This window comes from Streptomyces griseosporeus (assembly GCF_014656055.1).
Classification (GTDB): Bacteria; Actinomycetota; Actinomycetes; order Streptomycetales; family Streptomycetaceae; genus Streptomyces; species Streptomyces griseosporeus.
In genome coordinates, this window is sequence record NZ_BNBR01000004.1 from 861,378 (window position 1) to 882,032 (window position 20,655).

The 20,655-nt window shown below is 73.0% G+C and carries 21 protein-coding genes; 20 read left to right on the plus strand and 1 reads right to left on the minus strand.

Features of this window, described 5'->3' with window-relative positions:
- Positions 1–47 precede the first annotated feature (47 nt).
- The 15 genes from IE308_RS22900 (at position 48) to IE308_RS22970 (ending at position 15,519) form a co-directional block, all read left to right on the plus strand.
- Entirely contained in the window at positions 48–866 is an 819-nt protein-coding gene (locus IE308_RS22900; RefSeq protein WP_229909001.1) for a 4'-phosphopantetheinyl transferase family protein, read from the plus strand.
- Entirely contained in the window at positions 821–2,299 is a 1,479-nt protein-coding gene (locus IE308_RS22905; RefSeq protein WP_190219348.1) for an FAD-dependent monooxygenase, read from the plus strand. The genes IE308_RS22900 and IE308_RS22905 overlap by 46 nt, the downstream gene beginning before the upstream one ends.
- Positions 2,299–4,308, plus strand: coding sequence for an SDR family oxidoreductase (locus tag IE308_RS22910; protein ID WP_190219349.1), 2,010 nt, complete (start codon positions 2,299–2,301; stop codon positions 4,306–4,308). Before IE308_RS22905 ends, IE308_RS22910 begins: the two co-directional genes overlap by 1 nt.
- A gap of 36 nt (positions 4,309–4,344) precedes the next feature.
- Complete coding sequence (locus IE308_RS22915) at positions 4,345–5,109, plus strand: SDR family oxidoreductase (RefSeq protein WP_110627862.1); 765 nt, start codon at positions 4,345–4,347, stop codon at positions 5,107–5,109.
- Positions 5,106–6,317: an MFS transporter gene (locus IE308_RS22920; protein ID WP_190219350.1), complete on the plus strand. Its 1,212-nt coding sequence runs from the start codon at positions 5,106–5,108 to the stop codon at positions 6,315–6,317. The genes IE308_RS22915 and IE308_RS22920 overlap by 4 nt, the downstream gene beginning before the upstream one ends.
- A gap of 110 nt (positions 6,318–6,427) precedes the next feature.
- Positions 6,428–7,459, plus strand: a complete 1,032-nt coding sequence (locus IE308_RS22925) for a methyltransferase (RefSeq protein WP_190219351.1) — start codon at positions 6,428–6,430, stop codon at positions 7,457–7,459.
- Positions 7,460–7,485: 26 nt separating this feature from the next.
- Positions 7,486–8,166, plus strand: coding sequence for a hypothetical protein (locus tag IE308_RS22930; RefSeq protein WP_190219352.1), 681 nt, complete (start codon positions 7,486–7,488; stop codon positions 8,164–8,166).
- A gap of 26 nt (positions 8,167–8,192) precedes the next feature.
- Entirely contained in the window at positions 8,193–9,110 is a 918-nt protein-coding gene (locus IE308_RS22935; protein WP_110627859.1) for an LLM class flavin-dependent oxidoreductase, read from the plus strand.
- A 76-nt stretch (positions 9,111–9,186) separates the two neighbouring features.
- Positions 9,187–9,954: an SDR family NAD(P)-dependent oxidoreductase gene (locus IE308_RS22940; protein ID WP_110627858.1), complete on the plus strand. Its 768-nt coding sequence runs from the start codon at positions 9,187–9,189 to the stop codon at positions 9,952–9,954.
- Positions 9,955–9,964: 10 nt separating this feature from the next.
- Complete coding sequence (locus IE308_RS22945; RefSeq protein WP_190219353.1) at positions 9,965–10,642, plus strand: antibiotic biosynthesis monooxygenase; 678 nt, start codon at positions 9,965–9,967, stop codon at positions 10,640–10,642.
- A 1-nt stretch (position 10,643) separates the two neighbouring features.
- Positions 10,644–11,432: an SDR family oxidoreductase gene (locus IE308_RS22950; protein WP_110627856.1), complete on the plus strand. Its 789-nt coding sequence runs from the start codon at positions 10,644–10,646 to the stop codon at positions 11,430–11,432.
- 187 nt (positions 11,433–11,619) lie between these two features.
- Positions 11,620–12,201 (plus strand): NADPH-dependent FMN reductase, encoded by a 582-nt coding sequence (locus IE308_RS22955; RefSeq protein WP_110627855.1) that lies wholly within the window; start codon positions 11,620–11,622, stop codon positions 12,199–12,201.
- Positions 12,202–12,226: 25 nt separating this feature from the next.
- Positions 12,227–13,576 (plus strand): LLM class flavin-dependent oxidoreductase, encoded by a 1,350-nt coding sequence (locus tag IE308_RS22960; protein WP_190219354.1) that lies wholly within the window; start codon positions 12,227–12,229, stop codon positions 13,574–13,576.
- Positions 13,577–13,585: 9 nt separating this feature from the next.
- A complete protein-coding gene (locus tag IE308_RS22965) occupies positions 13,586–14,215 on the plus strand; it encodes an antibiotic biosynthesis monooxygenase (RefSeq protein WP_110627853.1) in 630 nt (209 codons plus the stop codon).
- Positions 14,212–15,519: an acyl-CoA dehydrogenase family protein gene (locus tag IE308_RS22970; protein ID WP_190219355.1), complete on the plus strand. Its 1,308-nt coding sequence runs from the start codon at positions 14,212–14,214 to the stop codon at positions 15,517–15,519. Before IE308_RS22965 ends, IE308_RS22970 begins: the two co-directional genes overlap by 4 nt.
- 7 nt (positions 15,520–15,526) lie before the next feature.
- Here IE308_RS22970 and IE308_RS22975 read toward each other — a convergent pair whose 3' ends face one another.
- Complete coding sequence (locus IE308_RS22975) at positions 15,527–15,976, minus strand: MarR family winged helix-turn-helix transcriptional regulator (RefSeq protein ID WP_110627851.1); 450 nt, start codon at positions 15,974–15,976, stop codon at positions 15,527–15,529.
- Between the two features lie 226 nt (positions 15,977–16,202).
- Here IE308_RS22975 and IE308_RS22980 point away from each other — a divergent pair, with 226 nt between their 5' ends.
- The 5 genes from IE308_RS22980 (at position 16,203) to metK (ending at position 20,596) form a co-directional block, all read left to right on the plus strand.
- Positions 16,203–17,303 carry an NAD(P)/FAD-dependent oxidoreductase gene (locus tag IE308_RS22980; protein WP_190219356.1) on the plus strand — a complete coding sequence of 367 codons (1,101 nt, stop codon included), beginning with the start codon at positions 16,203–16,205 and terminating at the stop codon, positions 17,301–17,303.
- Positions 17,304–17,789: 486 nt separating this feature from the next.
- Complete coding sequence (locus IE308_RS22985) at positions 17,790–18,044, plus strand: acyl-CoA carboxylase subunit epsilon (RefSeq protein ID WP_190219357.1); 255 nt, start codon at positions 17,790–17,792, stop codon at positions 18,042–18,044.
- 74 nt (positions 18,045–18,118) lie between these two features.
- A complete protein-coding gene (locus IE308_RS22990) occupies positions 18,119–19,039 on the plus strand; it encodes an alpha/beta hydrolase (protein WP_190219358.1) in 921 nt (306 codons plus the stop codon).
- 124 nt (positions 19,040–19,163) lie between these two features.
- Positions 19,164–19,322, plus strand: coding sequence for a hypothetical protein (locus IE308_RS22995; protein ID WP_162655497.1), 159 nt, complete (start codon positions 19,164–19,166; stop codon positions 19,320–19,322).
- Positions 19,323–19,387: 65 nt separating this feature from the next.
- A complete protein-coding gene (gene metK, locus IE308_RS23000; protein ID WP_190219359.1) occupies positions 19,388–20,596 on the plus strand; it encodes a methionine adenosyltransferase in 1,209 nt (402 codons plus the stop codon).
- Positions 20,597–20,655 lie beyond the last annotated feature (59 nt).

Below are 20,655 nucleotides of genomic sequence, written 5' to 3' on the forward strand. Positions count from 1 at the left end.
ACGGCGCCGGTCGGACGGCCGGCTCCCCGCGTCGTCCCCTGGTCCCGGTGCTCCGCGAGGCACCGGAACTCTCGCTGTGGCTGCTGCGCTCACCGTCCCCGGACAGTGCCGCGGCAGCCCGGCTGGCGGTGCGCGAGCTGGACGACACGGAGGTGCGCCGGGCCGCGCTGTTCGTGCGGCCCGCGGACCGGGTGCAGTACCTGTCGGCGCACATCGCCCTGCGCCGGATCCTCGCGGCGACCACGGGCTGCCCGCCGGAGTCGCTGCGGCTGGGCCGCGAGCCCGGCCCGCTGCTCTCCCCCCGTACCAGCAGGCCCGTGCTGCGGCACCCGCCGGTGCCGGTGCACTTCTCGCTCTCGCACAGTCACGGGCTGATCCTCATCGGCACGGCCGCCTCGGCCGTCGGCGTTGACGTGCAGCGCACGCCGACGATCGAGGCGGTGCGGGTGGTGGGACCCGCGCTGCACCCGGCGGAGTGGCGGGAACTCCTCGCCCTCCCCGAACCGCGGCGACCGGCGGCCTTCGCGCAGCTGTGGACCCGCAAGGAGGCCTACCTCAAGGGCCTGGGCACCGGCCTGGTCCGTGGCCCGGCCCTGGACTACCTGGGGCTCGGCACCGACGCCGACGCCCCGCCCGGCCCGCCCGGCTGGATCGTCCGCGACGTCCTGGTCGGGCCGCATCACGCTGCTGCCGCCGCCCTGGCCGTCGCCGTGGAACCGCGCATCACGCTGCGCACGCTGCCGGTGGCGTGCCTGTACGACGGCGACGCGGGACTGCCGCTGTCCGCGGCCCCGCTACTTGCTCTGAGAAGGAGAGGTTCATGGACGCTTCGGTGGTCGTTGTTGGAGCGGGACCCGCCGGGCTGATGCTCGCCGGGGAACTCCGGCTCGCCGGAACCGACGTCACCGTGCTGGAACGCCATCCCCGCCGCACCGGCGAGTCACGGGGGATCGGCCTGACCATCGGCACCATGGAGGTGTTCGACCAGCGCGGACTCCTGGGCAGGCTCGGCCCCTACGAGACGAGCGGCATGGGGCACTTCGGCGGCGTGCCGCTGGACATGAGTGTCCTCGGGCGGGCCCACGAGGCCGCCCGCACGGTCCCGCAGTCGGTGACCGAGGAGGCCCTGGAGTCCTGGGCGCGCGACCTCGGCGCCGACATCCGGCGCGGACACGAGTTCGTGTCGTACGAGGACACGGGCGACGGACTGACCGTGACGGTCCGTCACCCGGGCGGCGAGGAGCGGATCCACACCCGCTACCTCGTCGGCTGCGACGGCGGGCGCAGCTCTGTGCGCAAGGCGGCGGGGTTCGACTTCCCCGGCACCGCCGCCACCACCGAGATGTTGCTGGCCGACGTGCGCGGAGTCGACCTGGAGCCGCGCATGACCGGCCAGCACGTCGGCGGCGGGTTCGTGATGGTCGCCAAGCTGGCCGGCGGCATCCACCGGCTCATCGTCGGCGAGCACGGCATACCGCCCCGCCGGCGCACCGAGCCGCCCGCCTTCGCCGAGGTCGCCGACCTGTGGAAGCGGCTCACGGGCGAGGACGTCTCGCACGCGGAGCCCGTCTGGGTCAGCGCCTTCGGCAACGCCACCCGGCAGGTCACCGAGTACCGGCGCGGCCGGGTCCTGCTCGCCGGCGACTCCGCGCACGTGCACCTGCCCGCGGGCGGGCAGGGCATGAACACCAGCGTCCAGGACGCGCACAACCTCGGCTGGAAACTCGCGGCGGTGCTGCGCGGGGACACCCCCGAGGAGCTGCTCGACACCTACCACGGCGAACGCCACGAGGTGGGCCGCGCCCTGCTCGCCAACACCCGCGCCCAGAGCCTGCTGGTGCTGGGCGGCGAGGAGGCCCAGCCGCTGCGTGACGTGCTGGCCGAGCTGATCGCCTACCCCGAGGTCACCCGGCACCTCGCGGCCAAGGTCAGCGGCCTGGACATCCGCTACGACGTCGGCGGCGGCACCCACCCGCTGCTCGGCCGGCGCATGCCGCACCTGCCGGTGACGACGGCGAGCGGGCCGACCAGCAGCACCGCGCTGCTGCGCACCGGGCGCGGGGTGCTCCTCGACCTGGAGGACAACGCCGTGCTGCGCCGCCGCGCGCACGCCTGGCGCGACCGCGTCGACGTCGTCACCGCCACCCCCGGCGCGCTGCCCGAGGACAGCCCGCTGGCCGGCACCGCCGCGGTGCTGCTGCGCCCCGACGGCTACGTCGCCTGGGCCGCACCCGGCAGCCACCGCGACCTGAACTCCGCCCTGACCCGCTGGTTCGGGCCGGGCCTGGGACGGCGCTGATGGCACGGCAGACACCCGACGCGGACGTCCTCGTCGTCGGCGCCGGACCCGTGGGGCTGTTCCTCGCGGCCGAGCTGCGCGCCGAGGGCGCCCACACCGTCGTACTGGAACGGCTTCCCGAGCCGACCGGAGAGTCGCGGGCCTCCGTCCTGCACGCCAGGACCATGGAGATCTTCGCCGACCGGGGCTTCCTGCCGAAGCTCGGCGAGCTGCCGCCCGTGGGCGCCGGCCACTTCGGCGGGCTGCGTCTGGACCTGGCCGACGCCGCCCCGGACCACCCGTACGCCGGGCAGTGGGAGTGCCTGCAGTACCACCTGGAGGCCGAACTCGAACGCCACGCCCGCGACCTGGGCGCCGACATCCGGCGCGGCCACACCCTCACCGGGCTGTCGCAGTCCGGCGACGGCGTCCGCGCCGAGGTGCGCCGGCCGGACGGCACCCGGTACACCCTCACGGCCGGCTACCTGGCCGGCTGCGACGGCGAACGCAGCACCGTGCGCGACCTCGCCGGCTTCGAACTCGCCGGGCACGAGGCGGACAAGGTGATGCTGCGCGCCGACATCGCGGGCGTCGAGCTGGACAACCGGCGCCTGCAGCGGTTCCCCGACGGCATCGCCACCGCCTACCGCAGGCCCGACGGCACCACCCGGCTGATGGTGCACCGGTTCGGCGAACAGCCCGCCGGCGAGGTGACCTTCGAGCAGGTCGTCACCGCGTGGGCGGCCGTGACCGGCGAGGACATCGGTCACGGACGGGCCCTGTGGCTCAACCGGTTCGACAACGCCTCCCGGCAGGTCACCGAGTACCGGCGCGGCCGGGTGCTGCTCGCCGGTGACGCCGCGCACCAGCAGATGCCGGTCGGCGGACAGGCCGTCAACCTCGGCCTGCAGGACGCGGCCAACCTCGGCTGGAAGCTCGCCCGGGTGGCCACCGGGCAGGCCCGGCTCGCACTGCTCGACACCTATCACGCCGAGCGGCACCCGGTCGGCGCGCGCACCCTCGCCCACATCCGGGCCCAGGCCCACCTGCTGTTCGGCACCGAGGAGGTCACCGCGCTCCGTGACGTCTTCGGCGAGCTGCTGGAGTTCGCCGGCGTCCGCCGCCACCTCGCCCGCGCGATCAGCGGCCTCGACGTCACGGAACAGCCCCGGCCCGACCGGCCGGCCGAGCCCGCGCCGCACACCGGCGGCCGGGCCCGGCCCCTCCGCCCGCACCCCTCGCACACCCACCCATCCGGAAGGTCAACCGTGGACAGGCTCACCGACAAGACCGCCCTCGTGACCGGTTCCAGCCGCGGCATCGGCAGGGCGACGGCGATCCGGCTCGCCCGCGAGGGCGCGCTGGTCGCGGTGCACTACACGGCCAACCAGGCGGCGGCCGAGGAGACCGTCGAACTCATCGAGAAGGAAGGCGGCAGCGCCTTCACCGTCCGCGCCGAACTCGGCGTCCCCGGCGACGTGCACGAACTCTTCCTCGGCCTCGAACGCGGCCTGAAGGAGCGCACCGGCGACACCCGCCTGGACATCCTGGTCAACAACGCGGCCGTCACCTCGACGGGCGCGGCGCCGGAGGACCTCACCCCCGAGGAGTTCGACCGCTACTTCGCCGTGAACGCCAAGGCGCCGTACTTCCTCGTGCAGCGCGCGATCGGGCAGATGCCCAGCGGCGGGCGCATCGTGAACATCACCTCGGGCGTCACCCGCACCGCCGTCCCCGACCAGCTGGCGTACGCCATGACCAAGGGCGCGATCGAGCAGCTCACCTTCCACCTGGCGCGGATCCTCGCCCCGCGCGGCATCACCATCAACAGCGTGGCGCCGGGCATCACGGACAACGGCAGCGCCCTCTTCGACAACCCCGAGGCCGTCAAGGCGATGGCCCAGCTGTCGGCCTTCAACCGGGTCGGCGAGGCCGGTGACGTCGCCGACGTCATCACCTTCCTCACCACCGACGAGGCCCGCTGGATCACGGGCGCCTTCATCGACGCCACCGGCGGCACCCTCAGCTGAGCCACCCGCACCCGTTTCCACCCGTGAGAGGGAGTCATGTCCGCCAAGACCCCCCGCTACGCCGTCGTCACCGGCGGCAACAAGGGCATCGGCCGCGAGATCGTCCGGCAGCTCGCCGAGCGCGGCCTGGTCGTCTACCTCGGCGCCCGCGACGAGCAGCGTGGCCGCGCCGCCGAGAGCGACCTGCGCGCCGACGGCCTCGACGTGCGGTTCCTGCACCTCGACGTCACCGACGACAAGAGCGTCGCCCTCGCCGCCGAACGGCTGCACGAGGAGGCAGGCGTCCTGCACGTCCTGGTCAACAACGCCGGCATCGGCGGCCCCATGCAGCCGCCCAGCGAGACCCCCACCGAGCAGGTGCGCACGGTCTACGAGACCAACGTGTTCGGCGTCATCACCGTCACCAACGCGCTGCTGCCCCTGCTGCGCCGGGCCGGTTCCGCCCGGATCGTCAACGTCAGCAGCGCCATCGGCTCCCTGTCGGCGGCGGCCGCGAACCACGACCCGACGGGCGTGCACCCGCCGGGCGAGTTCCCCGTCATGCTGTCGTACGCCACCTCCAAGAGCGCGCTCAACGCGGTCACCCTGACGTACGCCAACGAACTGCGCGGCACCGGCATCCTCGTCAACGCGGCCTCGCCGGGATTCGTCGCCACCGACATCAACGGGCACCACGGCGTGCTCACCCCGCAGCAGGGCGCACGCATCCCCGTGCTGCTGGCGACCCTCGGCGACGACGGGCCGACCGCCGCCTTCCTCGGCGAGGACGGCACCCCCGAGGGGCAGGTGCTGCCCTGGTGACCGGCGCCCTCCTCGACCCGCCCGCGGTGCGGGCCGGCTGGACGGCACGGCAGTGGACCAGGCTGCTGGTGCTGTCCGGCAACATGCTGCTGGACGCCGTCGAGGTGTCCGTCGTGCTGATCGCCCTGCCCGCCGTCGCCGCCCGGTACGGCCTCACGCCCTGGGGCGCCCAGTGGCTGATGAGCGGCTTCGCGCTCGGCTTCGCCGCGCTGCTGCTGCTCGGCCCGGCCCTGTGCGCCCGCATCGGGCGGCGGCGCGCCTACCTGGGCGCCATGCTGCTGTTCGTCCTCGCCTCCCTCGCGGGCGGCGTCGTCGACGGCCCGGCGCTCCTGGTGGCCGTCCGGGTGGTCAAGGGCTGCTGCGCGGCCCTGACCGCACCGATGGGCCTCGCCCTCATCAACGACCTGTTCCCCGAGGGTCCCGAGCGGCGGCGGGCGCTGTCGGTCTACTCGCTGTCCGGCGCGGCCGGCTTCACCGCCGGCCTGCTGCTCGCCGGTGCGCTGCTGGCGAGCGACTGGCGCTGGGTGTTCGTCTTCCCCGCGCCCGTCGCCCTGGTGCTGCTGGTGTGCGGGCTGTTCGTCCTGCCGCGCGGGCGGGGCGGCACCCCGCCCGGGCCGCCGCGCCCGGCGCTGCTGAAGCAGGGGGCGCTGCTGCGCTCCGCGCTGGGCGCCGCCTCGCTCAACGGCACCTACCAGGCCCTGCTGGTGCTGATGGTCTTCCAGATGCACGACGACTTTGGCTGGAGCGCCTGGCGGACCGCCCTCGCCCTGCTGCCCGCGTGCGTCCCGCTGGCGCTGACCGTCCCCTTCGCGGGCCGGTTCATCGCCCGGTACGGCACCCGCCGGCTCATCGCCGCCGGCGCGCTCTTCCCGCTCCTCGGCTACGGCCTCTGTCTGGCCCGGCCGGACGGCAGCCCGTACGCCGTCGGCACGCTGCCGGTCCTGCTGCTGGTCGAGGCGGGCTTCTGCTGCGCGTTCGTCGCCCTGAACGCGCAGGCGACGGCGGGCTTCGAGGCCGCCGACCGGGGCGCGGCGGTGTCGTTGTACCAGACGTGCGTCCAGCTCGGCGCCGCGGTGCTGCTGCCCCTGGTGGCGCTGCTCCTGACCCACGGCGACGGCCCCCGCCCCGCCCTGGCCCTCATCACGGCCGTAGGGGCCCTGGGCCTCGCCGCCGCCCTGGCACACCGCCCGGCCCGCAGCGGGCGGTGACCCGCACTCCGACCCGTTCACCACCCCACGCACGCCCTTCGCCCCCCACAGCTCACCCCCACCCCCCACGCCCACCACTCCACCTTCACCACCACGGAGGCATACCGACCATGGCCGACGTAGCGCACGAGAGCGCCCCGAACCCCGGCCCGATCATGGGGCTGATCCTCGGCGCCTGGCAGTCGCGCATGCTGCTGGCAGCCGTCGAGCACGACATCTTCACCGAACTGTCCAAGGGAGCGGCGACCTCCGCCGAACTGGCCGGGCGGATCGGCCTGGTGGAGCGCCCCACCAACGACCTGCTCGCCGGCCTCGCCCACCTCGGGCTGCTGGAGTCGGCGGACGGCACGTTCACCAACTCCGCCGTCGCCGACGCCTTCCTGGTCCGCGGCCGGCCCGCCTACCTCGGCGGCTACCTGCACTTCTGCGAGCAGGAGCTGAACCCGGCGTGGAACGGCCTGGCCGACTCGCTGCGCACCGGCCGGCCGCAGAACCGGGCCGCCGTGGAGGGCAACCCGTACGACACCCTGTACGCGGACGCCGACGCCACCGACGGCTTCCTGGACAGCATGGACCTGCTCAACGCGCCGATCGCGGCGGCCCTGAGCCGCTTCGACTGGAGCGGCTACACCTCCTTCGTCGACATCGGTGGCGCCCGCGGCAACTTCGCGCACCAGATCGTCACCCACAACCCCCACCTCAAGGGCGCCGTCTTCGACCTGCCGCCCCTGGAGCCGGCCTTTCGCCGGCACATGGACCGCCTCGGCGACACCCCGGCGCCGATCACCTTCCACGGCGGCGACTTCTTCAAGGACGACCTGCCCGCGGCCGACGTCCTGGTCTTCGGCCACGTGCTGCACAACTGGGGCGTCGACGACCGCGTGACGCTGCTGAAGCGGGCCTACGACGCGCTGAAGCCCGGCGGCGCCGTCTTCGTCTACGACCCGATGGCCGGCGGGCAGCAGCCGTCGATGCACGGCGCGCTGGCCGGTCTCACCATGCTCGTCTGGTCCCGCGGCGGCCACGAGTACACCGCCGACGAACTCCACGGCTGGCTGCGCGAGGCGGGCTTCTGGCCGGAGACCGTCGAGGTCGACGGCCTGCACGACGACGTCCTGGTCATCGGCCGCAAGGCCGAGTGACGCCCTTGGAACCCCAGGAGCCCACCATGCCCCGCACATCCGACACCCGGCCGGTCCTCGGCCGTCCCGACGCCACCGCAGCGCTGGTCGAGGAGGTCGTCGACGGCGACCCCGAGAAGCTGCGGGCCGCCACCGCCGCGGTCCTGCGGCACTGGGACTCCGCCGAGTGGCCGGCGGGCCTGCTGGCCGTGTCCCTGTTCACCGGCACCGACGACACGTCGCTGCTGGTCTACTCGCAGTGGTCGGCGCGCGCCGGGCACGGCGACGACCTGCCGGCGGCGTTCGACGCCCTGCGGCCCGACTGGCGGGCGCTGGGCTACACCCCCGGCGAGCCCCGGGTGTTCGAGCTGTACCGGCGGGTGCAGCCGGCCGTACTGCCCGATCCGCTGCCGCCCGTCGGGTGCTACCCGGCCGCGTTCTTCTCGATGAACGACGGCCAGACGGCCCGCGCCTGGGTCGACGGCCTGCTCGGCACCGAGGAGGAGACCATCGGCGAGGACCGCGCCTACCCCGGGGCCATCGCCGCCAACTTCCACGTATCGGCGGACGACTCGGGCATCTTCCTGTTGTCCGAGTGGGCCTCGGAGGCGGAGGCGCTGGTGCACATCAAGGCGGAGATCGAGCCGCTCCTGGAGTACATGGGGCAGGCCGAGGCCGGACCGGGCCGCCGCTACACCTTCCACGCCACCGCCGCCACGGCCGGCTGAGAACCACACAGACGAAGGACAGCATTGTGTCTACCCGCGAAGTCGTCTTCGGCTTCGGTGCGCACAGCACCATCGACCAGGGGCCGGAGCTGCTCGACATGGCCCGGCTGGCCGACCGCGAGGGGCTCGACCTCTTCTCCCTCTCCGACCACCCCTACATCGGCCAGCGCCTCGACGCGTACGCCACCGTCGGGTTCGTCCTCGGCCGCACCCAGCGGCTGGCCGGGTTCGCGAACGTGAGCAATGTGCCGCTGCGGCCCCCGGCCATGCTGGCGCGCACCGTGACCACGCTGTCCGCGCTCTCCGGCGGCCGTGTCGTGCTCGGCTTCGGCGCCGGCGGGCTGTGGGAGCGGATCGCCGACATGGGCCGGGAGCCGCTCACCCCGGGTGAGGCCGTCGAGGCCTTCGAGGAGGCGGTCGTCCTCATCCGGAAGCTGTGCGGCGGCGGCCCGCCGGTCACCTTCGAGGGCCGCCACTACCACGTGCGGCAGATCGAGCCCGCCCCGGTGCCCGCGCCGCCGGTGTGGACCGGGTCGGTGGGCCGCAAGTCCCTGGCCGCCACCGGCCGGGTGGCCGACGGCTGGATCCCCGGCCACGCCGCGGACTGGCTCAGCCCGCGCTACCGGGCCTCCCGGCCCGTCATCGACGAGGCGGCCAAGGCCGTGGGCCGCGACCCGCGCGAGGTCCGCACCATCTTCAACTTCCCCGGCCGGATCACCGACCGGCCGCTGTCCGTCACCCGCGACCCGGACGGCCGCTGGATCGGCGGCAGCGTCGAGCAGTGGGTGGAGGAGCTGACCGGAGCGGTCCTCGAACACGACGCGGGCGGCTTCATGCTCTTCTCGCCCCGCGGCGGCACCCCGGACATGGCCTCCCTCGGCCGCTGGGCCGGCCAGATCGTCCCGGCGGTCCGCGAGGCCGTCGCCCGGCACCGCGGCCAGTGACCTGCCGCGTCCCGTACCCCGGTTCTCCGAACCCCGTTTCACCCCCCAACTCACCCTGAATCACGAAGGGCTTTCCATGAGCAGGCTGAAGAACAAGACGGCACTCGTCACCGGCGCCAGCCGGGGCATCGGGCGCGGCATCGCGCTCCGGCTGGCCCAGGACGGGGCGCTCGTCGCGGTGAACTACTCGGCCAACGAGGCCGCGGCGAAGGAGACGGTGGCCCTCATCGAGGAGGCGGGCGGCCGTGCCTTCACCGTGCAGGCCGAACTGGGCAAGCCCGGCGCGGTGGAGCAGCTGCTGGCCGGCGTGGAGGCCGGGCTGGTCGAGCACACCGGCTCCCGGACGCTGGACATCCTCGTGAACAACGCAGCCGCCACCGGCTTCGCCGGGACCGGCCCCCACTCGGTCACCGAGGAGATCCTCGACAACTGCTACAACATCAACGCCAAGGCGCCGTTCCTGCTCATCCAGAAGGCACTGGACCTGATCCCCGACGGCGGCCACATCGTCAACGTCTCCTCCGGCGTCACGCACTCCGCGTTCCCGATCCAGATCGCCTACGCGATGAGCAAGGCCGCCCTGGAGCAGATCACGCTGCACATGGCCCCGGTCCTGGCGCCGCGGAACATCACCATCAACACGGTGGCCCCCGGCATCACCAACAACGGCGACCCGGTGTTCGAGGACCCCGAGGCGGTCAAGCAGATGGCCGCCCTGTCGGTGTTCAACCGGGTCGGCGAGGTGTCCGAGGTCGCCGACATCGTCGCGTTCGTCGCCTCCGACGAGGCCCGCTGGATCACCGGGGCGTTCGTCGACGCCACCGGCGGCACCCTTCTGCGCTGAGGAGCCCCGCATGCACAACGAGATTCAGTCGGCGGTGGGTTACGCCCACGCCAAGCCGGAGAAGGCGGAGGAGCTGCGTGACCTGCTCGTCTCCTTCGCCGAGCGGTCCCGTGCCGAGGAAGGCTGCCTGGGCAGCTGGATCAACCAGGACGCGGGCGACCCCCACCTCTTCGTCTTCTACGAGATCTGGGCGACGCGCAAGGACCTGGCCCGCCACCTGGCGCAGCCGTACATGAAGGAGTTCCTGGCCGGCCGGGACGAGTACCTGGCCAAGGAGCTGGAGGTGCGCCAGCTGCACCTGGCCGGCCCGGCCCCGGAGCCCGCGGAGCCCGCCGACCCGGCCGAGATGAACCAGCGGTACCTGGACGCCTACGCCGCCCGCGACATCGACGCGATCATGGCGGTCTACGCGCCCGGCGCCGCGGCCGTCTGGGAGCCCGGCAAGGCGGTCAGCGGTGCCGAACACCGGGCGGCCGTCGAGGAGTTCCTCAAGCGGGAGCCGAAGCTGTCCGCCGAGGTCCGCGAGAGCTACGTCGTCGGCGACACCGCCGCGCTCGTCGTCGACTGGAGCATCGAGGTGCCCGGCTCGCCCGAGATGACCGGCACCGGACGCGGGCTGGACGTCCTGCGGCGCAACGCCCGCGGCGAGTGGCGCTACATCATCACCAACCCGTTCGGGAGCCTGTGACATGAGGATCGAAGGCAGCGTGGCCGTCGTCACCGGTGCCGCGAGCGGTATCGGCAAGGCGATCGCGGAGCAGCTCGCCCTCGCCGGCGCCCGGGGCGTGGTCGTCTCCGACCTCGACGCCGAGGGCGCCGAGAAGGTGGCCGCCGGCATCGGCAGCGCGGCGCTGGCCGTCCAGGCCGACGTCGGCGAGGAGGCGTCCGTGCAGGCCCTCGTGGCCCGCGCCCGGGAACGGTTCGGCCAGGTGGACATCTTCGTCTCCAACGCCGGACTCACCGTCACGGGCAGCTACGACGCACCGGACGAGGACTGGAAGCGCGCGATGATCGTCAACATGATGTCGCACGTGTACGCCGCGCGTGCGGTGCTCCCGGCCATGCTGGAGGCCGGCCGGGGCCATCTCGTCCAGACGATCGCCGCGTGCGGTGTCCTCACCGCGTTCGGCGCGGCGCCCTACGTGGTCGCCAAGCAGGGCGCCGTGGCGTTCGCCGAGTACCTCGCCGTGGAGTACGGCGACCGGGGCATCGGCGTGTCGTGCCTGCTGCCCCAGGCGGTCAACACCCCGATGCTGGCCGCCAGCGTCAGCAGCAACGAGCAGCTGGCCCAGCTGAAGAAGAACTCCGAGGTGCTGGAGCCGGAGGACGTGGCGCGGGCCGCCCTCGCCGGCATCGAGGAGAACCGGCTGCACGTCTTCACCCACAAGGGGTCGGCGGAGTCCTTCCGGCAGCGTGCCGCGGACGCCGACGTGTGGGCGGCGCAGATGCGCGCCATCCGTCACGGCGGCCGCCCCTGACGCCTGACCGGGCCCGTCACCCGCGGGTGCGGGGCGCCCACACCGCGCCCCGCACCCGGCCCGCCCCGGCCCGCCACCCCCTCTCGTCCGGCTCACCGGCCGCCCTCGGCCGGCCCCCGCCCCGGCCGTCCCGCGTCTTTCCGTTTCCCTCGCCGTGCCCGGTTCCTGGCGCGCAGGAAGGAAAATCATGTCCGAGGAAAACCTTCAGCTGACCGTGATCATCGGTTCCTCCCGTGAGGGCCGCACCGGCCCGGCCGTCGCGCGCTGGTTCGTCGCGGAGGCCGAGTCCTGTGCCATGTTCGACGTCGACGTCCTGGACCTGGCCGGCGTCGAACTGCCGCTGTCCCTGACCCAGGACCCCGGGTCCGAGTCGGCCGAGCTGCTCGCCGCGGTCGGGGCACGCCTGGAGTCGGCGGACGCGTTCGTCGTCATCACCCCGGAGTACAACCACAGCTTCACCGCCCCGATGAAGAACCTGATCGACTGGCACCGCACCCCGTGGCAGGCCAAGCCGATCGGCTTCGTCTCCTACGGCGGCCTCTCCGGCGGTCTGCGCGCCGTGGAGCAGCTGCGCCAGGTCTTCGCCGAGCTGCACGCCGCCACCATCCGGGACACCGTCAGCTTCCACGGCGTCTGGCAGCACGTCGGCGAGGACGGCGTCCTGCGCGCCCCCGACGCGGCCGTCCCGGCCAAGGTCATGCTCGAAAAGCTCCAGTGGTGGGCGGCCGCGCTCAAGGACGCCCGCACCCTCCGCCCGTACGCCGCCTGATCCCCCCGCCCGCCGAGGTCTCCCCATGGACAAGCAGATACGCGTCACCGCCTTCGCCATGAACACCCCGACACACCTGTCGCCGGGCACCTGGCGCCACCCGGCGAGCCAGGGCCGCCGGTACAAGGACCTGAGTTACTGGACCGACCTGGCCAGGACGCTGGAACGCGGCCTGTTCGACGGGCTGTTCATCGCGGACGTGCTCGGCGCGTACGACGTGTACGCGGGCACCCCCGACGCGGCGCTGCGCGGAGGCGCCCAGGTCCCGGTGAACGACCCCATGATGCTGGTCTCCGCGATCGCGCACGTCACGCGGCACCTCGGGATCGCGGTCACCGCCTCCACGTCGTACGAGCACCCCTACCCGTTCGCCCGCCGCATGTCGACGCTGGACCACCTCACCGGTGGCCGCGTCGCCTGGAACATCGTCACCTCCTACCTGGACAGCGCCGCCCGCAACATCGGCCTCGACCGGCAGGTCGGACACGACGAGCGGTACGACATCGCGGACGAGTACCTGGAAGTCGTCTACAAGCTGTGGCAGGGCTCCTGGGAGGACGACGCGGTCCGGGCCGACGACCACTACGCGGACCCCGCGAAGATCCACCCGATCGCCCACGAAGGCCGCTGGTTCACGGTGCCGGGCATCCACCTGTGCGAGCCGTCCCCACAGCGCACCCCCCTGCTGTTCCAGGCCGGCACCTCGCACCGCGGCAAGGACTTCGCCGCGCGGCACGCCGAGGCCGTGTTCGCGGTGGCGCCGGAGGCGGCGATGCTCCGCAAGCAGGTCGAGGACCTGCGCGGCCGGGTCGCCGCGGCGGGCCGCGACCCGCACGACATCAAGGTGTTCAGCGGGTGCACGGTCATCACCGGCGAGACGGAGGCCGAGGCCCGGGCCAAGTACGACGAGTACCGCAGCCACATCGACCCCGAGGGCATGCTCGCGCTGTTCTCCGGCTGGCTCGGCTTCGACCTGTCCCCGTACGGCCTCGACGACCCGGTGCGGGTGGTGCCCAACCACGCCGTGCAGTCCATCGCCGAGACCCTCGGCCAGGGCGACTGGACCGTGCGCGACCTGCTGGAGCGGCTCGCGCTCGGCCATCCGCCGGTGATCGTCGGCGCACCGGACAAGGTCGCCGACGAGATCCAGCAGTGGATCGAGGAGACCGGCGCGGACGGACTGAACCTGGGCCATGTGGTCACGCCCTCGACCTACGAGGACTTCGTCGACCTCATCGTGCCCGAACTCCAGCGCCGCGGCGCCTACAAGACGCAGTACGCCGACGGCACGCTGCGCCACAAGTTCTTCGGCCGCGGGGACCGCCCGGCGCTCACTCACCCCGGTTCCCGGTACACCCACGCGGCGCTCGACTAGGGAGAGCACATGAGTTCCATCAGGGTGGAGGACGGCTACTTCACGCTGTTCAACATCTTTCACACCGACGGCCCCGAGGCGCAGCAGCTGCTGTTCGACCAGTGGCGCAGCCTGCCGCCGGCGCACACCCAGCCGGGTCTGGTCTCGGGCAACTTCCACCGCGGCTTCGACGGCGCCTCGGTGGTCAACTACGCCCAGTGGGAGAGCCGCGCCGCCTACGACGCCTTCATGAGCGAGCAGGCCACGCGGGGCCGGCTCGGCAGCGCCCTCGCCGTGTCCCGGCTGGACAGCATCGCCTGCGAGGTCGTCCACACCTGGGACCCGGCGCCCCGGATCTCGCTGGACCAGCCCTGGTACACCGTGGTGGTCGTCGTCAAGTCGGCTCCCGAGGACCAGGCCGAGGTCCTGAAAGAGATGACCTTCGATCCGCCGGAGCTGGCCGACACCCCGGGGTACGTCTCGCACGCCGTGCACCGGGGCCTGTCCGGCGAACACGTCGTCAAGTACGCCCAGTGGCGGGACGAGGAGAGCTTCCGCGCCTTCGTGAGCAGGCCGCAGGAGCCGTCCCCGCTGGACGAGCTGTCCGTCGAGGTCGAGCTGTACTTCGGCGAGATCGAGTACATCCGGGAGCGGTCGTGACCACCACAGCAACCTGGCCGGACGCGCGGGCGCTGCAGACCGCGGCCGACACGGCCGCCCGGCACGCGGCCGAGGCGGACACCGGCGGCAGGCTCGCCGACGCCACGGTGCGCGCCCTGGCCGAGGCCGGCTTCACCGCGGGGTTCGCACCCGTCGGGCAGGGCGGTGCCGGGGCCACCTTCACGCGGATGACGGACGCGGTGGCGGCGATCGGGGAGGGCTGCACCTCCGCCGCCTGGATCGCCTCGCTCTGGGCGTACAACGGGCGTTTCAGCGCCTACCTGCCCGAGGAGGGACAGCGGGAGGTCTGGGCCAAGGGGCCGGACACCCGGCTGGTCAGCTCGATGGTCGCGGCCGGCGTCGAGGCCGAGCCCGTGGACGGCGGCTGGCGGATCTCGGGCAGCTGGCTGTACGTCAGCGGCGTCGAGTTCGCCGACTGGGCGCTGGTCAGCTCGGCGCCCCCGCGCGAGGGCGACCGCACCATCAGGGTGTTCGCCGTGCCCCGGGACTCCTTCACGTACCGGGAGACCTGGTCGACGCTCGGCATGCGCGCCACCGGCAGCCACACCCTGGTCGTGGAGGAGGCGTTCGTACCGGAGTACCGGTCGTTCCTCTGGGACGACATGCGGCAGGGGAACCTGCCCGTGCCCGCGGCGAATTCCGGACACGATGGCGCGGACGGCTCGCATATACGGCCGAATTCCGGCACGCCTTCCTCGGCAGGCGCGGGATCATTTTCCGGACCGGCCTCCGCGTCGCTTTCCGCTACGCCTTCGGGCTCGGCCACCGGTCCGCTTTCCGGCGCCGAATCCGGATCGCTTTCCGGTGCGGACGCCGTGTCCGCCGTGCATTCCGCGCCGCTGTTCGCGGTGAACGGACTCACGTTCGCGGCGCCGATCCTCGGCGCGGCCCGGCAGGCCCTGCGCCTGGTCGAGGAGCATCTCGCCCAGCAGCCCAGCGGGGCACGCGCGGCGGCCCGCGAGTCGCACCGGATCGCCCTCGCCCGCGCGGCGGGGGAGATCGACGCGGCGGCGCTGCTGCTGGCCCGGGTCGCCGACACCGCCGACCGGGGCCTGCTCCGGGAGGACGGGGTGGCCGTGCGCAGCCACCGCGACAGCACGCTCGCGGTGGAACTCCTCGTCGGCGCGGTGGACCGGCTCTTCCGGGTGACCGGCACCCGGGGGCAGGCCACCTCCCACGCCATGCAGCGCATCTGGCGGGACGTCCACGGGGCCGGCTCGCACGCCGCGCTCCAGTTCGAGCCGGCGGCCCTCGCCTACACCCAGCGGCTCGTCGCCGCCTGACGCCCGCTCAGCCGCCGGGGGAGGCCTGGTCCGGCTCGGCGAAGACCGCCGGCACCTTGTGGTCCAGCACGATCCGGCCGAGCAGACCGGCCAGCGTGTCGCGCTCGGCCGGATCCAGGCCGGCCGGCAGCTCCTCGATGCGCCGGCAGGCCTCGGTGTAGAAGCGGTCGGCGAGCCGCGCGCCCCGCGGGGTGAGCGCCACCCGCACCGCGCGGCTGTCCCGCGGGTCCGGCTCACGCCGTACCAGGCCGTTGTTCTCCGTACGGTCCACCAGACCGGTCAGGCTCGACTTGGCCAGGCCCAGCATCGAGCACAGCTCGCCCATGCCGTAGGGCTGGGCCATCAGGACACACAGCAACTGACCCTGCTGCGGGGTGAGGCCGTCGTCGCGGGCCGCCTGGGCATACACGGCATGCACCAGGAACGAGGAGCGCACCAGCGCCGCCACCAGCCCCATCCCGCCGTCTTCACGCTTAGCCACGCGCGCAGCGTACCACGGAAAACCGGGAAAGTTCGCTGCCAGAACTATCAGGGATCTGTCAGAAATCCGCTGAACATTTCTCTGTAGTTGCTTAACAAAGATCTGTAGTTCTTGAAACTCTCATTGGTTGTGGTTCGTACTGCGAACCAGTACGTTCTCCACTCGAACCCGAAGCTTTTTCCTGGTCTCTGGAGTGTGAATCATGAGTCGTACAGTCGCTGTCGTCGGCGGTGGCTACGGGGGCGCCGCGGTGGCCAAGGCGCTGGAGTCCGAGGCCGACGTCGTCCTCATCGACCCCCGGGACGCGTTCGTGAACGTCGCGGGTTCGCTGCGCGCGGTGACCCAGCCCGACTGGGCGGCCAACATGTTCTACCCGTTCAGCACCCTGCTCACGAAGGGCAAGCTGGTCCGCGACCGGGCCGTCTCCGTCGACCCCGCCGGCGTCACGCTGTCCTCGGGCGAGCGCGTCGCCGCGGACTACGTCGTCCTGGCCACCGGCTCCAACTACCCCTACCCGGCCAACCCCACGGCCGACACGGTCACGGAGGCGCTGGAGGACTTCCGCCGCTCGCACAAGGAGCTGCGCCAGGCCGACAGGATCCTGATCCTCGGCGCCGGCCCCGTCGGCCTCGAACTCGCCGGTGAGATCAAGGAGATCTGGCCGGACAAGAAGGTCACCATCGTCGACCCGGCCACCGAGCTGCTGCCCGGCTTCAAGCCCGAGGTGGTCGAGGACCTGCGCGGCCAGCTCGACGCGCTCGGCGTCGAGGTGCGGCTCGGCAACAGCCTGACGGCCCAGCCGGGCACGGAGGCGGGCGTCGCCGGCTCCTTCACCGTCACCACCACCGACGGCGACGAGATCACCGCCGACGTCTGGTACCGCGCCTACGGCACCACCGTCAACAGCGGCTACCTCTCCGACGGCAAGCTCACCACCCTCACCCCGGCCGGCCAGGTCGAGGTGACGGAGAAGCTCAACGTCAAGGGCTACGACCACGTCTACGCCATCGGCGACCTGACCGACGTCGCGGAGAACAAGATGGCCGGCTTCGCGATGCAGCACGCCGAGGTCGTCGCCAAGAACATCATCGCCCAGATCAAGGGCGAGGAGCCGACGGCCACCTACCAGCCGCTGGGCTTCCCGATGATCCTGCTCCCGCTCGGCACCAAGGGTGGCGTGGGCCAGCTGCCCTCGCCGGACGGCCCGTTCGTCGCCCCGGCCTCCATGGTCTCCGAGTTCAAGGGCAGCGACCTGTTCACCGGCCGCTTCGTCGGCCAGTTCGGCCCCACCGCCGCCTCCTGATCCGACGCGGCCTCCCGGCCCGCCGCGCGAACGCCTCGGGTCCCACTGGAACTTCCCCCGGCCAGTGGACCCGGCGTTCGCGCGGCGTTCGTGTTTCCCGTGATCCCGGCCGCCGGCATCCACGCCGGCGGCCGTGGTGTGCGCGGCCCGGCCCGTTGCCGTAGCCGGCACCTGACTCAGGCACCTCCGCGCCGCGCCTTCCAGCCGTAGCCGCGGGCACAGCCGTCGCCATCGCCGCAGCCGTGGCCATCGCCGCAGCCGTCGCCATCGCCGCAGCCGTGGCCCGCGGCCTTCCGCCGTGGTGTCTGCCGCAGCTGTCCGGCCCTTCCGGCGGCTCCTCCGGCCCTTCCGGCCCCCCGGCCCGGCTCCTCCGGCTCCCGGCCCCCTTTGCCCCGGCCCCGCCGCGCGCATCGTTGCCGTCCGGCAGCTTCCCTCCCCCCACTCATCGGCGTCCCACGCCGCGTCCTCACCTTCCCGGAGACACCCATGTCACCTTCCGCATCCGCGGACCACACAGCCGTACCGGCTTCCGCAGAGACGTTCCTGCGTATCGAGAAGGGCAGCCCCGACGCCACGGAACTCGCCGCGCTCACCTCGGTGCTGCTCGCCCGTGCGGCCGTCCTGGCGAACGCGGACGAGGAGACGGAGCAGACACCCCGCCGCACCGCGGGCTGGCGCCGCCTCGAACGGCGCTCGCGCGCCGGCACGCCCCGCAGCTGGCGCGACGACACGCGCCGCTGATGGGGCACGCGCCAGGCCGGGCCCGCGTCCGTCTCCCCGCCCGGAAACCCCGCAGCCCTCGGAGGTGTTGATCCATGTCCCAGCCGTCGCCCGCCGACGCCTCCCCGGTCCGTGACATCACCCTCGACGCCGACGGCATCCCCCTCTCCGGTCTCCTCGCCGAAGCGCGGCACGGCCCGCCCAGGGCCGTCGTGGTCGCGGTGCACGGCGGCGGCATGTCCGCGGGCTACTTCCACAGCCAGGTCCGCCCCGGCCTCTCCCTGCTCACCCTCGGCGCCGACCTCGGCTACACGGTCCTCGCCATCGACCGCCCCGGCTACGGCAGTTCGGCCGCCTGGCTGCCCCGCGGCCAGACCCTCGCCGACCAGGCGGCGACCTTCCACGACGCCCTCGAATCCTTCGCGGCCACGCACGACACCGGCGCCGGCCTCTTCGTCGTAGCGCACTCCAACGGTGGCAAGCTCGCCCTCGCCGCAGCCGCCGAGGAGCGCGGCGGCACCCTGCTCGGCCTGGACATCTCCGGCCTCGGCTGCCGGCTCGCCGTGCGCAGGGACCAACTCCCGGGACTGAACGGGCACGGCGACTGGCGGCGCCACTGGGGCTCGCTGCGCCTGTACCCGCCGGACGCCTTCCGGCAGGGCCGTCACCTGATCTCCCCGGTGCCCGAACTGGAGGCGCAGGAGGGCCCGTCGTGGCCCCGGATGTATCCGGACATCGCCCGCAGGGTGCGGACGCCCGTCCGTTTCACCTTCGCCGAGCAGGAGCAATGGTGGCGGTTCGACGACGAGGCCGTGGCCGCGCTCAGGGAACCGCTGGTCGCGCCGAAGGTGCTCGTCGACCACCAGCCGGACGCCGGACACAACCTCAGCCTCGGCTGGGCGGCCCGCACCTACCACCTCAAGGCGCTCGGCTTCCTCGAGGACTGCCTGCTCGCCAGGGACGCGGCACCGGCCCATCCACGCCTGCGGCAGCGCGAGCCGATCGCCGCATCCTGAGCCGGCCCTGAGCCCGCCCTGACCCGGCCCACAGACCACCCGTCCGCCCCCCTCCAGCCGCCGCGCCCACCCGATCGGAGAACACCACACCGAACACCACACCACCGGAAGACAGGCACAGCAGATGACCATCGACACCCTTGAACCGGAGCTGGTGTCCCACCGCCAGACCCCGGACGAGCCCCAGCCCGTGGCCGCACAGCCCGTCGTCGTGCGCCCCGCGCTCCTCGCGGGGGAGGAGCACGAAGCGCCGGACCCGTGGATCTTCCGCGGCACCGACTGAACCGGCCACGGGCGTACCCACCGCCGTCATCACCACCCCTTCGCCACCCACCACCCAGGAGAGACATGTCCCGCCGCCTGTTCACCTCGGAGTCCGTGACCGAGGGCCATCCCGACAAGATCGCGGACCAGATCAGCGACGCGATCCTCGACGAACTCCTGCGCCAGGACCCCACCTCGCGCGTAGCCGTGGAAACCCTGATCACCACCGGCCAGGTGCACATCGCCGGCGAGGTGACGACGGCCGGGTACGCCGACATCGCCGCGCTCGTCCGCGAGACGATCCTGAGGATCGGCTACGACTCCTCCGCCAAGGGCTTCGACGGCGCCTCCTGCGGCGTCTCCGTCTCCCTCGGCGCCCAGTCCCCGGACATCGCACAGGGCGTGGACGCCGCGTACGAGGCCCGGGTCGAGGGCGACGACGACGAGCTGGACAAGCAGGGCGCCGGCGACCAGGGCCTGATGTTCGGTTACGCCACCGACGAGACGCCCACGCTGATGCCGCTGCCGATCGAGCTGGCGCACCGCCTGTCCCGCCGTCTCGCCGAGGTCCGCAAGGACGGCACGCTCCCCTACCTGCGCCCCGACGGCAAGACCCAGGTCACCATCGAGTACCTGGGCAACCGCCCGGTCCGCCTGGACACCGTCGTCGTCTCCTCCCAGCACGCCCCCGGCATCGACCTGGACGGGCTGCTCGTCCCCGACATCCGCACGCACGTGGTGGAACCCGTGCTGAACGCGCTGGCCGAGGACGACATCAAACTGGAGACCGAGGACCACCGCCTGCTGGTCAACCCGACCGGCCGCTTCGAGATCGGCGGTCCGATGGGCGACGCGGGCCTGACCGGCCGCAAGATCATCATCGACACGTACGGCGGGTACGCCCGGCACGGCGGCGGCGCCTTCTCCGGCAAGGACCCGTCCAAGGTGGACCGCTCGGCGGCGTACGCGATGCGCTGGGTCGCCAAGAACGTCGTCGCCGCGGGCCTCGCCTCGCGCTGCGAGGTGCAGGTCGCGTACGCCATCGGCAAGGCCGAGCCCGTCGGCCTGTTCGTGGAGACCTTCGGCACCGGCACCGTCGCGCAGGAGCGGATCGAGCGGGCCATCGCCGAGGTCTTCGACCTGCGGCCGGCCGCGATCATCCGCGACCTGGACCTGCTGCGCCCGATCTACGCGCAGACGGCCGCCTACGGCCACTTCGGCCGCGAGCTGCCCGACTTCACCTGGGAGCGCACCGACCGGGCCGAGGCACTCAAGGCCGCCGCGGGCGTCTGACGCCTCCCCACGCAGGAAACACACAGCCCCCTCCCCAGCCGGCCGGGTGGCCGGCCGAC

Bases quoted from the DNA above. Each gene is read 5' to 3' on its own strand.
- IE308_RS22910 (WP_190219349.1), top strand. From the start codon at position 2,299: ATGGCACGGCAGACACCCGACGCGGACGTCCTCGTCGTCGGCGCCGGA.
- IE308_RS22930 (WP_190219352.1), top strand. From the start codon at position 7,486: ATGCCCCGCACATCCGACACCCGGCCGGTCCTCGGCCGTCCCGACGCC.
- IE308_RS22945 (WP_190219353.1), top strand. From the start codon at position 9,965: ATGCACAACGAGATTCAGTCGGCGGTGGGTTACGCCCACGCCAAGCCG.
- IE308_RS22975 (WP_110627851.1), bottom strand. From the start codon at position 15,976: ATGGGGCTGGTGGCGGCGCTGGTGCGCTCCTCGTTCCTGGTGCATGCC.
- IE308_RS22990 (WP_190219358.1), top strand. From the start codon at position 18,119: ATGTCCCAGCCGTCGCCCGCCGACGCCTCCCCGGTCCGTGACATCACC.
- IE308_RS22960 (WP_190219354.1), top strand. From the start codon at position 12,227: ATGGACAAGCAGATACGCGTCACCGCCTTCGCCATGAACACCCCGACA.
- IE308_RS22985 (WP_190219357.1), top strand. From the start codon at position 17,790: ATGTCACCTTCCGCATCCGCGGACCACACAGCCGTACCGGCTTCCGCA.
- IE308_RS22915 (WP_110627862.1), top strand. From the start codon at position 4,345: ATGTCCGCCAAGACCCCCCGCTACGCCGTCGTCACCGGCGGCAACAAG.
- IE308_RS22950 (WP_110627856.1), top strand. From the start codon at position 10,644: ATGAGGATCGAAGGCAGCGTGGCCGTCGTCACCGGTGCCGCGAGCGGT.
- IE308_RS22955 (WP_110627855.1), top strand. From the start codon at position 11,620: ATGTCCGAGGAAAACCTTCAGCTGACCGTGATCATCGGTTCCTCCCGT.
- IE308_RS22980 (WP_190219356.1), top strand. From the start codon at position 16,203: ATGAGTCGTACAGTCGCTGTCGTCGGCGGTGGCTACGGGGGCGCCGCG.
- metK (WP_190219359.1), top strand. From the start codon at position 19,388: ATGTCCCGCCGCCTGTTCACCTCGGAGTCCGTGACCGAGGGCCATCCC.
- IE308_RS22925 (WP_190219351.1), top strand. From the start codon at position 6,428: ATGGCCGACGTAGCGCACGAGAGCGCCCCGAACCCCGGCCCGATCATG.
- IE308_RS22995 (WP_162655497.1), top strand. From the start codon at position 19,164: ATGACCATCGACACCCTTGAACCGGAGCTGGTGTCCCACCGCCAGACC.
- IE308_RS22965 (WP_110627853.1), top strand. From the start codon at position 13,586: ATGAGTTCCATCAGGGTGGAGGACGGCTACTTCACGCTGTTCAACATC.
- IE308_RS22905 (WP_190219348.1), top strand. From the start codon at position 821: ATGGACGCTTCGGTGGTCGTTGTTGGAGCGGGACCCGCCGGGCTGATG.
- IE308_RS22940 (WP_110627858.1), top strand. From the start codon at position 9,187: ATGAGCAGGCTGAAGAACAAGACGGCACTCGTCACCGGCGCCAGCCGG.